The following is an 11,947-nucleotide window of genomic DNA, read 5'->3' on the forward strand; positions in this document are numbered from 1 at the left end:
TATGATAAGACAGTGGAGCAACCTCAATGACTCAACAACCATCGCGCGCCGGCACGTTCGGCGCAATACTGCGTGTGACCAGCGGTAATTTTCTCGAACAGTTCGACTTTTTTCTGTTTGGGTTTTACGCCACCTATATCGCTAAGACGTTTTTTCCCGCTGAAAGTGAGTTCGCCGGTCTCATGCTTACCTTTGCCGTTTTTGGCTCTGGTTTTTTAATGCGTCCGATTGGCGCGGTAATTCTGGGGGCGTATATCGACAGGATAGGCCGCCGGAAGGGGCTGATGGTGACCCTGGCGATTATGGGCTGCGGCACGCTGCTCATCGCCCTCGTTCCGGGTTATCAGACTATCGGTCTGCTGGCTCCCGTGCTGGTCCTGGTGGGGCGTCTGCTACAGGGATTTTCTGCCGGCGTCGAACTGGGCGGCGTCTCTGTGTATCTTTCTGAGATTGCAACGCCTGGCAATAAAGGTTTTTACACCAGTTGGCAATCAGCCAGTCAGCAGGTGGCAATCGTGGTCGCCGCGCTGATCGGTTACGGTCTGAATGCCACGCTGGGGCACGATGAAATCTCCGAATGGGGCTGGCGCATCCCGTTCTTCATTGGCTGCATGATTATTCCGTTGATTTTTGTTCTTCGACGCTCGTTACAGGAAACGGAAGCCTTTTTACAACGTAAACACCGTCCCGACACCCGGGAAATTTTTACCACCATTGCTAAAAACTGGCGCATCATCACTGCAGGTACCCTGCTGGTGGCAATGACGACCACGACCTTTTATTTTATTACCGTCTATACCCCCACCTACGGAAGAACGGTGTTGAACCTGAGCGCGCGTGACAGCCTGGTAGTCACCATGCTGGTGGGGATTTCTAACTTCATCTGGCTGCCGATTGGCGGGGCCATCTCTGACCGGATCGGGCGTCGCCCGGTGCTGATGGGTATTACCTTGCTCGCCCTCGTCACCACCTGGCCGGTGATGAACTGGCTTACCGCTGCCCCTGACTTCACCCGCATGACGCTGGTGCTGCTCTGGTTCTCGTTCTTTTTCGGCATGTACAACGGCGCGATGGTTGCCGCACTGACCGAAGTGATGCCGGTGTATGTCCGAACCGTGGGTTTTTCGCTGGCCTTTAGTCTCGCCACGGCAATTTTCGGCGGCCTGACGCCGGCCATTTCCACGGCGCTGGTCCAGTTGACCGGCGATAAGAGTTCTCCGGGGTGGTGGCTCATGTGCGCTGCGCTGTGCGGGCTCGCCGCGACGGCAATGCTGTTTGTTCGTCTCAGCCGTGGTTATCAGACAGCAGAGAATAAGCTCTGAAACGCAAACGGGCGGAGAAATCTCTCCGCCCGCTTTATGTTGTCTCTGACACTTACTTCGCCGTATTGTTACTGCGAATTTCCTGCCAGATCTTATCGCAATCGGCTTTCACAGCCTGATCGTTACCGGTACGCGTTGCCTGAATACACTGCTGGTAATCCAGCACGCGAACACTTTCCTGATTCGCAAATTGTTGATGCTGTTTTTCTTTTTTCAGCACATCCAGCACGCTCTGACAGGCTTCGATTTTCTCTGGCGATCCCTGTGCCGTGTTGATACAGGCGCTGTACGCCTCTTTCAATCGGCTGTCTTCTTTCGGGGCCGTTGACGGTGCGCAGGCCACCAGTCCCGAGGCCATTACGGCGATGAATATCAGTTTTTTCATAGCATGGTCCTCAACGATGCGGCAGGCACAGGGCCTGCCGCTGATGGCATTAGAAGATGGTGAACGGTGCAATCACAATGAACTTCACGTCGCGCTCATCCTGGAAGATGTTGCCGTAACCGCCGCCCCAGCTCGGGATGTTGGAGTGATTGTCATATTCGGTGAAGTGCAGTTTAAACATGGTGCCTTTCGCACGACCGTCCTGCAGGGTGTAGACCGCATCCAGGCTGTATGAAGACTCTTCGATGGTACGGTTTTTGTCATAGTACGCATCCGGGCTGCTCTGCCAGGTAGACGGTTTCGCGTCCCAGGCATACACATACGAAGCCCCGACTGCCCAACCCGGCAGGTTCCAGTTTTTCAGATCATACATCGCGCCAAAGAAGACGGCTTTTTCGCCGTTGGCGTTGAAGTCTGAACGGTTATCCCACCAGATATCCAGACGACCGTTGGACGACGCATAGGTTGGAGTCATACGTTGCAGGAAGAATCCTTGCTGCCCTTCGGCCTTAACCCATGTCCCTTCCAGACGCAGGTCAACCACTTCTGCCACTTTGTAGCCGAAGGTCAACGCCTGCAGCCAGGCCGTACCGTCATAGATATCGCTGGCGCTGCGGTCATCGACTTTGTCACGCGCACCGTAGAACTGGTAGCTGGTGGAGAACGGATTTCCGCCTAAATCAAATTTATAGCTGGCTTTGGCGAAGTACTGATCGACATAACCTTCGGACTGACCAAATGCGGCTTCCAGCACCAGGTCATTTTTAAAATCATATTTTGCGCCGACAGAATGGAGATAATCGACTTTGGTCTTTTTATCGCCCTGGTAGAATTTATCGACTTCAGTGTGCCACGGCGCTTTATATTCGTTGGCCCACATATAGGAGAAGCTCAGTGCGCCCGCATCGCCGTAGTCAAAGTTTGCGCCAGCTTCGGCCCCCTGATAGGTACCAGGCATAAAGCTCCAGTGCGGCGCTAACAGCGTCTGACCGGTAGGCTGAATATAACCGGCACGAGCCCAGGCAGGACCGAATTTGAATTTCGCGGCGGCCTTGTACAGACTGATTCCGCTCTTATCACCGGAGTAGTCTTCATCGTAACCTTTGTTCTTTTTCGAGAACGCGATTTCGTTAGGATGGCCGCTGTCGCCGTTTTCCGCCATTTCAATAGCAGTAAACGCCGCCACATCGAGACCGAACATGTCGGCTGCATAGCCGGACTGGAAATCCAGGTTGGCGTTCCAGGTCGCGTGAGAAAGGTTGGTTTTATACTTATCTCCGTCGGTGACATCTTTACGGTCACGCTCACGCTGCCAGTAATAGATGCCGCCCGTCAGGGTTGAATCATCGATAAAGCCTTCGGCCTGTGCCTGCGGAACAACGACCAGACCCGACAGTGCTGTGATACCGGCGATAGCCAACGCCAGCGCACTACGTTTGCCACTAAACGTACGCATATGTTAATCCTCTTTGACGTATAAATTGCTGTTGCCAAAGGCGAAACAGCGAAAAAATAAAAAAGTAAAGGTAGCACTGAGAAAAACCTCACTGACTACAGTGATAGACTATTTTTCGCGACGCGAATTATCAATACCTTTCTGTAACGAGAATGTAAGAGTATGAGCAACCGCACATATTTCATCGCTTCCTGTTACATTTTATTCATCCGACAACAAATGCTATAAACAATGTAAATTTCCGTTGTTTTCCAGAAAGATGAAAGCGGTTTCATACTATTACCTGTTAATTATTCATGTTATCGATAACAGCTGTTTGTTAATGGCATTATTTTATGAATGGGAATTAATTCGCTTCGCAAAGCGAGATATTTTGTTGAGCAGAAGATGAAAAAAACGCCGCAGGATGCGGCGTTTGAAAGGTGAGTTGTGGCAGCTTATTCGCCGACTTTCGCCCAGGTGTCACGCAGGCCAACGGTGCGGTTAAACACCAGCTTCTCTGCGCTGGCGTAACGGCTGTCCAGGCAGAAGTAACCTTCACGCTCAAACTGGAACGCTTTCCCTGCTACCGCAGCGTTCAACGATGGCTCAGCAAAGCCCTGCTTGATCACCAGCGATTCCGGGTTCATCACGGACAGGAAATCTTCCGCCGCGCCAGGGTTCGGTACGCTGAACAGACGATCGTAGAGGCGAATTTCGATCGGCAGCGCATGGGCCGCGCTAACCCAGTGGATCACGCCTTTCACTTTACGCCCATCCGCCGGATCTTTACTCAGGGTATCCGCATCATAGGTACAGAAGATGGTGGTGATGTTGCCTTCGGCATCTTTTTCCACGCGTTCTGCTTTGACTACGTAAGCGTTACGCAGACGCACTTCTTTCCCCATCACCAGACGCTTGTACTGCTTGTTCGCTTCTTCACGGAAGTCCGCGCGATCGATCCAGATTTCACCACTGAACGGAACCTCACGGGTCCCCATTTCCGGTTTGTTCGGGTGGTTAGGCATGGTGACCAGTTCGCTTTCGCCCTGCGGGTAGTTTTCGATAACCAGTCTTACCGGATCGATAACCGCCATCGCACGCGGCGCATTTTCATTAAGGTCTTCGCGGATACAGGATTCCAGCGACGCCATTTCGATCGTATTGTCCTGCTTGGTCACACCAATGCGTTTGCAGAATTCACGGATCGCTGCGGCGGTATAGCCACGACGACGCAGACCGGAGATGGTCGGCATACGCGGATCGTCCCAGCCTTCAACGTGCTTATCAGCCACCAGCAGGTTCAGCTTACGCTTGGACATCACGGTGTATTCAAGATTCAGGCGTGAGAATTCGTACTGGCGCGGGTGAACCGGAATGGAGATGTTATCCAGCACCCAGTCGTACAGACGACGGTTATCCTGGAATTCCAGCGTACACAGAGAGTGCGTAATACCTTCCAGCGCATCGCTGATGCAGTGGGTGAAGTCGTACATCGGGTAGATGCACCACTTGTTGCCGGTCTGATGGTGCTCGGCAAATTTAATGCGGTACAGAACCGGATCGCGCATCACGATAAATGGCGACGCCATATCGATCTTCGCACGCAGGCAGGCTTTACCTTCTTCAAAGCCGCCGGTACGCATTTTTTCAAACAGCGCAAGATTCTCTTCGATGCTGCGATCGCGGAACGGACTGTTTTTGCCTGGCTGAGTCAGCGTGCCACGGTATTCGCGGATCTGCTCCGGTGTCAGCTCATCGACATAGGCCAGACCTTTGTTGATCAGTTCAACCGCGTAGGCGTGCAGTTGATCAAAGTAATCTGAGGAGTAGCGAACGTCGCCAGCCCAGTGAAAACCTAACCATTCAACGTCGTTTTTGATCGAATCAACGTACTCGATATCTTCTTTTACCGGGTTGGTGTCATCGAAGCGCAGGTTGCACTGGCCCTGGTAGTCTTGCGCGATACCAAAGTTCAGGCAGATGGACTTCGCGTGACCAATGTGCAGATAGCCATTTGGCTCCGGCGGAAAACGGGTATGGATCGTGGTGTGCTTACCACTGGCCAGATCTTCATCGATGATCTGACGAATAAAGTTACTCGGGCGGGCTTCAGCCTCACTCATCGTGGATTCCTCAAAGCGTAAACAACGTATAACGGCATATGATCTTATAAGCCGGACTGACTGACAACCTTTAGTTACTGAAAAAGTGGCGTTGAAGAAAAATAGGCGGGAATTTGCTGCAAAAAAAAGCGGCGGAGGTTTCCCCCGCCGCTTCATGTTATCGGATGGCGTCTTATGCCTTATCTGGCCTGGCCTTTAATCTCATACAGTGGCGTTTGACCGGCAACCACGTGACCGTCGGCTTTGATCACCAGGCCGCTGAAGTCGTCGATGTTGCTGCACACCACCGGACTGATCATAGAGCGCGCGTTCGCGTTCAGGTAATCCAGATCCATTTCCAGAATCGGCTGACCCGCCGTCACTTCTGCGCCCTCTTCCACCAGACGTTTGAAGCCCTGCCCGTTCAACGCGACGGTATCGATACCCATGTGGACAACGATTTCCGCACCTTTCTCTGTTTCCAGGCAGAACGCATGGTTGGTATTGAAGATTTTCACAATGGTGCCGGCAGCTGGAGAAACCACGGTTTTATCCGTTGGTTTTACCGCAACGCCGTCACCTACCGCTTTGCTGGCGAACGCTTCGTCAGGCACCTGTTCCAGCGCAACCACCTCACCGGTCACTGGTGACACCAGTTCAGCGATGGTTACCGCATTCGGCACGGCCTGCGGTTTTGCTGTTGCCTGAGCTGCAGGCGCTGCTGAAGCTTCAGCCGCCGCTACCGGACCGGTTGTTTTCATCGCGTTGGCGATTTTCTCAGCCACGAAGCCGACGATAATCTGCACGCTGGTTTTGTTCAGACGAATCACACCAGAGGCACCCAGGCGTTTCGCCATGCCTTCATTCACCAGCGATGAGTCTTTTACACTCAGACGCAGGCGGGTGATGCAGGCATCGATACCTGTGAGGTTCTCAGAACCGCCGATGGCAGCAATGTACTGACGCGCCAGCGCAGAAACGTCCTGCTCTTTATCGCTGCTCACATTGAGGTCCTGACCATCCGCTTCGCTGCCCGCTACGGCCAGTTCGCGTCCCGGCGTCATCAGGTTGAATTTGGTGATAACGAAACGGAATACCACGTAGTAAATGGCAAAGAACACCAGACCCTGCGGGATCAGCATCCACCACTGGGTCGCCAGCGGGTTACGGGAAGAAAGCACCATATCCACCAGACCCGCGCTGAAGCCGAAGCCGGCAATCCAATGCATGCTCGCCGCGATGAATACGGAGATACCGGTCAGGATAGCGTGAATCACATACAGAACCGGCGCAACGAACATGAAGGAGAATTCCAGCGGTTCAGTGATACCGGTGAAGAATGCGGCAAACGCACCGGCCATCATGATACCCAGCACTTTCGCCTTGTTCTCAGGACGTGCGCAGTGGTAGATAGCCAGCGCCGCCCCCGGCAGACCGAACATCATGATTGGGAAGAAGCCCGCCTGATAACGACCGGTAATCCCGACAACCGCTTTACCCGCTTCAATAGACTGAGCACCGCCGAGGAAGTTAGGAATGTCGTTAATCCCCGCAACGTCGAACCAGAATACGGAGTTCAGCGCGTGGTGCAGACCCACCGGAATCAACAGACGGTTGAAGAAGGCGTAGATACCCGCACCGGTTGAGCCCAGTTTTTGAATATGTTCACCGAAGTTAACCAGACCGTCGAAAATCACCGGCCAGATGTACATCATGATGAACGCCACGATGATCATCACAAACGAGGTGAGGATCGGCACCAGACGGCGCCCGCTGAAGAAGGAAAGCGCTTTCGGCAGTTCAACGCTGCTAAAGCGGTTGTACAGCTCAGCAGAGATGATACCGACAAGAATACCCACGAACTGGTTGCTGATCTTACCAAAAGCGGCAGGAACCTGGTCAGCAGGGATCTTCTGAATCATGGAAACCGCAGCCGGGGAACAGAGTGTGGTCAACACCAGGAAGCCCACAAAACCGGTCAGCGCCGCAGCACCGTCTTTATCTTTGGACATACCGTAAGCCACACCGATAGCAAACAGTACAGACATGTTATCGATAATGGCGGAACCGGACTTAATGAAGAACGCCGCAAGGGCGTTGTCTCCACCCCAACCTACCGGGTCGATCCAGTAGCCGACCCCCATCAATATTGCCGCCGCAGGCAGCGTGGCGACCGGCACCATTAGCGCACGGCCTACCTTTTGCAAATAACCTAGAATACTCACTTTCTTCCCCCTTTGAGACCCCGTTAAGGCTCGCTTTAAGCTGTGTTTTTATTTTGTCACTAACTTATTGAAATTCAGTTGTTGCTTTACTGGCATTGTGAGTGTGTAAAAATTTAATTCGTACCGCAAATTAAAAGCGTCTTTTTTGTGAGTTTAGTCACCAAATATCGTTATATTCACTCCCTTTTACTGGCTATGTGGGAAAACTTATTTTATCATTCAAAAAATCAAGACAGATTGACCCAGCTGATGCATGCCAGGTTACGCTTTACCATGCACCTATGCACAATCCGTCAACGGCTTACATTTACTTTCTGAGGTGAAGAATGAGACTGATTCCCCTGACGTCCGCTGAACAGGTCGGCAAATGGGCTGCACGCCATATCGTTAATCGCATCAATGCGTTCAAACCGACAGCCGATCGTCCGTTTGTGCTGGGTCTGCCGACAGGCGGCACGCCGCTGACAGCGTATAAAGCCTTAGTCGAAATGCACAAAGCGGGCCAGGTTAGCTTCAAACACGTCGTGACCTTCAATATGGACGAATATGTCGGCTTGCCAAAAGAGCATCCGGAAAGCTACCACAGCTTTATGCACCGCAATTTTTTCGACCACGTTGATATTCCAGCAGAAAATATCAACCTGCTCAACGGCAACGCGCCGGACATCGACGCCGAGTGCCGTCAGTATGAAGAAAAAATCCGTTCCTACGGTAAAATCCACCTGTTCATGGGTGGCGTCGGCAATGATGGTCATATCGCGTTTAACGAACCGGCTTCTTCGCTGGCCTCTCGTACCCGTATCAAAACCCTGACGCATGACACCCGTGTGGCAAACTCCCGTTTCTTTGACGGCGATGTGGAACAGGTACCGAAGTACGCGCTGACCGTTGGCGTGGGTACTCTGCTGGACGCTGAAGAAGTGATGATTCTGGTGCTGGGGCATCAGAAAGCGCAGGCGCTGCAGGCTGCGGTTGAAGGTAATGTGAACCACATGTGGACCATCAGCTGTCTGCAACTGCATCCGAAAGCGGTGGTGGTGTGCGATGAGCCGTCCACAATGGAACTGAAAGTTAAGACGCTGAAATATTTCAACGAGTTAGAAGCAGAGAATATCAAAGGTCTGTAATGTAGTCTCCGCCCTGTTTTATGTTCAGGGCGGCATTTTTTAGAAATCGGGGGTCGGAATGTATGCTTTAACCCAGGGCCGGATCTTTACCGGTCACGAAATTCTTGATGACCATGCGATTGTTGTCGCCAATGGCCTGATTGACCGCGTTTGTCCTGTGGCAGAACTGCCGCCAGAGATCGAACAACGTTCAGTGAACGGGGCCATTCTTTCCCCCGGCTTTATCGATGTCCAGCTTAACGGTTGCGGTGGCGTGCAGTTTAACGACACAGCAGAAGCCGTTACTGTTGAAACGCTGGAGATCATGCAAAAAGCCAACGAGAAATCGGGCTGCACCAACTACCTGCCTACGCTGATTACCACCAGCGACGAACTCATGAAGCAAGGCGTTCGCGTGATGCGTGAATACCTGGCGAAGCATCCAAATCAGGCGCTGGGCCTGCACCTGGAAGGCCCCTGGCTGAACCTGGTGAAAAAAGGGACGCACAATCCGAGCTTTGTCCGTCAGCCTGACGCTGCGCTGGTCGATTTCCTGTGCGATAATGCCGACGTGATCACTAAAGTGACGTTGGCACCGGAAATGGTCCCTGCGGACGTGATCGGCAAGCTGGCGAACGCCGGGATTGTGGTTTCTGCCGGTCACTCAAACGCCACGCTGAAAGAAGCAAAAGCCGGGTTCCGTGCAGGTATCACCTTTGCCACGCATCTGTTCAACGCCATGCCTTATATCACCGGACGCGAACCGGGTCTGGCCGGCGCGATTCTGGATGAAGCTGACATCTATTGCGGCGTGATTGCCGACGGTCTGCACGTTGATTATGCCAACATCCGCAACGCTAAACGGCTGAAAGGCGACAAACTGTGCCTGGTGACGGATGCGACTGCGCCAGCAGGGGCAAATATTGAACAGTTCATTTTTGCTGGTAAAACAATATACTACCGCAATGGACTTTGTGTAGATGAGAACGGGACGCTGAGCGGTTCGTCATTAACCATGATTGAAGGCGTGCGTAACCTGGTTGAACATTGCGGCATTGCGCTCGACGAAGTGCTGCGCATGGCAACCCTCTACCCTGCGCGCGCCATTGGTGTTGAGAAACACCTCGGCAGCATCACAGCGGGTAAAGTGGCGAACCTGACCGCTTTCACACACGACTTTAAAATCATCAAGACCATCGTTAATGGTAACGAGGTCGTTACTGAGTAAGAGAACGTATGACACCAGGCGGACAAGCTCAAATAGGTAATGTTGATCTCGTAAAACAGCTTAACAGCGCGGCCGTTTACCGCCTGATTGACCAGCATGGGCCAATCTCGCGGATCCAGATTGCCGAGCAAAGCCAGCTTGCCCCCGCCAGCGTAACCAAAATTACGCGTCAACTGATTGAACGCGGACTGATCAAAGAAGTCGATCAGCAGGCCTCCACCGGAGGCCGCCGCGCCATCTCTATCGTCACCGAAACCCGCAGTTTTCATGCCATTGGTGTACGTCTTGGACGCCACGACGCAACCATCACCCTGTTTGACCTGAGCAGCAAAGTGCTGGCGGAAGAACATTATCCTCTGCCCGAGCGCACGCAGGAAACGCTGGAACACGCCTTGCTCAATGCCATTACCGCCTTTATTGACAGCAATCAGCGCAAAATCCGCGAGCTCATCGCCATTTCTGTGATCCTGCCGGGGCTTGTCGACCCCGAAAGCGGCAAGATCCACTATATGCCGCATATTCAGGTGGAGAACTGGGGACTGGTTGAGGCACTGGAAAAACGATTTCTCGTCACCTGTTTTGTCGGTCACGATATCCGCAGTCTGGCGCTGGCAGAGCACTACTTTGGTGCAAGCCAGGATTGCGAAGACTCCATTCTGGTGCGCGTTCACCGTGGTACAGGTGCCGGAATCATCTCTAACGGACGAATTTTTATTGGTCGTAATGGCAACGTTGGCGAGATTGGCCACATCCAGGTTGAACCGCTGGGCGAGCGCTGTCACTGCGGCAACTTTGGCTGCCTGGAAACCATTGCCGCGAATGCGGCGATTGAACATCGGGTCCTCAATCTGCTCAAGCAAGGCTACCAGAGCCGCGTTCCGCTGGAAGACTGTACGATCAAAACCATCTGCAAGGCGGCCAATAAGGGCGACAGCCTGGCTTCCGAGGTGATCGAGCACGTCGGGCGTCATCTGGGTAAAACCATCGCGATCGCCATCAACCTGTTTAATCCGCAAAAAGTCGTGATTGCCGGTGAGATCACCGAAGCCGATAAAGTGCTGTTACCCGCGATTGAAAGCTGCATTAATACGCAGGCGCTAAAGGCGTTTCGCACGAATTTACCGGTGGTGCGTTCCACGCTGGATCACCGCTCGGCCATTGGTGCGTTTGCGCTGGTAAAACGCGCTATGCTCAACGGTATTTTGCTCCAGCATTTGCTGGAAAACTGATGCGCTCTTATAGTATCGGATTATTAACACATCTCCTGGGTAGTTCATGACCATCAAGAATGTCATTTGTGATATCGACGGCGTGCTGATGCACGACAATGTCGCCGTACCCGGTGCGGCGGAGTTTTTGACTGGCGTAATGGAAAAAGGCCTGCCGCTGGTGCTGCTGACAAATTATCCGTCGCAGACCGGCCAGGATCTGGCAAATCGCTTCGCAACCGCGGGCGTTAACGTGCCGGACAGCGTGTTCTACACCTCCGCAATGGCGACCGCTGATTTCCTGCGTCGTCAGGAAGGTAAAAAGGCCTATGTCGTTGGTGAAGGCGCGCTGATTCACGAATTGTATAAGGCCGGTTTCACCATTACTGACGTCAATCCGGACTTTGTCATCGTTGGCGAAACCCGTTCCTATAACTGGGACATGATGCACAAAGCGGCTTACTTTGTGGCAAACGGCGCACGCTTTATCGCTACCAACCCGGACACCCACGGTCGCGGGTTTTATCCGGCCTGTGGCGCGCTCTGCGCCGGGATCGAGAAAATTTCCGGTCGCAAACCCTTCTACGTCGGCAAACCGAGTCCGTGGATTATCCGTGCGGCGTTAAACAAAATGCAGGCACACTCGGAAGAGACGGTGATTGTTGGCGATAACCTGCGCACCGATATTCTCGCCGGCTTCCAGGCGGGGCTTGAAACCATTCTGGTGCTCTCCGGCGTTTCCACGCTGGATGACATTGACAGTATGCCGTTCCGCCCAAGCTGGATTTATCCCTCCGTCGCCGAAATCGACGTTATTTAACCCAGACCACGTCCCAGGACGTGGTTTTTCATTTTCGCCTCCCGGAAAAATAAATTCATTCAACAAAAGCGGCACAAAACTGATGATTCATCAATGAATACGCTCAATATGTA

General features: G+C 52.9%; 9 protein-coding genes. 5 read left to right on the top strand and 4 right to left on the bottom strand.

The window, feature by feature from the left end:
* Nucleotides 1-26 precede the first annotated feature (26 nt).
* Nucleotides 27-1,322 (top strand): tricarballylate/proton symporter TcuC, encoded by a 1,296-nt coding sequence (tcuC, locus tag KE671_RS08135; RefSeq protein ID WP_206162493.1) that lies wholly within the window; start codon nucleotides 27-29, stop codon nucleotides 1,320-1,322.
* Nucleotides 1,323-1,374: 52 nt separating this feature from the next.
* On the opposite strand, the gene chiQ is transcribed toward tcuC, so the two are convergent.
* The 4 genes from chiQ to nagE all read right to left on the bottom strand — a co-directional run bounded on the left by chiQ (nucleotide 1,375) and on the right by nagE (nucleotide 7,472).
* Entirely contained in the window at nucleotides 1,375-1,707 is a 333-nt protein-coding gene (gene chiQ / locus KE671_RS08140) for a ChiQ/YbfN family lipoprotein (RefSeq protein WP_206162494.1), read from the bottom strand.
* 49 nt (nucleotides 1,708-1,756) lie between these two features.
* The gene (chiP, locus tag KE671_RS08145; protein ID WP_042320675.1) at nucleotides 1,757-3,163 is read right to left on the bottom strand and encodes a chitoporin ChiP; all 1,407 of its coding nucleotides are present in this window, start codon (nucleotides 3,161-3,163) and stop codon (nucleotides 1,757-1,759) included.
* A gap of 437 nt (nucleotides 3,164-3,600) precedes the next feature.
* A complete protein-coding gene (gene glnS / locus KE671_RS08150; RefSeq protein ID WP_206162495.1) occupies nucleotides 3,601-5,268 on the bottom strand; it encodes a glutamine--tRNA ligase in 1,668 nt (555 codons plus the stop codon).
* A 179-nt stretch (nucleotides 5,269-5,447) separates the two neighbouring features.
* A complete protein-coding gene (gene nagE, locus KE671_RS08155; RefSeq protein WP_206162496.1) occupies nucleotides 5,448-7,472 on the bottom strand; it encodes an N-acetylglucosamine-specific PTS transporter subunit IIBC in 2,025 nt (674 codons plus the stop codon).
* A gap of 326 nt (nucleotides 7,473-7,798) precedes the next feature.
* Here nagE and nagB point away from each other — a divergent pair, with 326 nt between their 5' ends.
* From nagB to nagD, 4 genes are read left to right on the top strand one after another with little or no spacing between them, the layout of a single operon-like run.
* Entirely contained in the window at nucleotides 7,799-8,599 is an 801-nt protein-coding gene (gene nagB / locus KE671_RS08160; RefSeq protein WP_206162497.1) for a glucosamine-6-phosphate deaminase, read from the top strand.
* A 58-nt stretch (nucleotides 8,600-8,657) separates the two neighbouring features.
* Nucleotides 8,658-9,806 carry an N-acetylglucosamine-6-phosphate deacetylase gene (nagA, locus tag KE671_RS08165; RefSeq protein WP_206162498.1) on the top strand — a complete coding sequence of 383 codons (1,149 nt, stop codon included), beginning with the start codon at nucleotides 8,658-8,660 and terminating at the stop codon, nucleotides 9,804-9,806.
* Between the two features lie 8 nt (nucleotides 9,807-9,814).
* The gene (gene nagC, locus KE671_RS08170; RefSeq protein WP_043001404.1) at nucleotides 9,815-11,035 is read left to right on the top strand and encodes a DNA-binding transcriptional regulator NagC; all 1,221 of its coding nucleotides are present in this window, start codon (nucleotides 9,815-9,817) and stop codon (nucleotides 11,033-11,035) included.
* Between the two features lie 46 nt (nucleotides 11,036-11,081).
* Entirely contained in the window at nucleotides 11,082-11,834 is a 753-nt protein-coding gene (gene nagD / locus KE671_RS08175; RefSeq protein ID WP_042320681.1) for a ribonucleotide monophosphatase NagD, read from the top strand.
* Nucleotides 11,835-11,947: the final 113 nt, after the last annotated feature.

Source organism: Citrobacter amalonaticus (assembly GCF_018252635.1).
Lineage (GTDB): Bacteria > Pseudomonadota > Gammaproteobacteria > Enterobacterales > Enterobacteriaceae > Citrobacter_A > Citrobacter_A amalonaticus_E.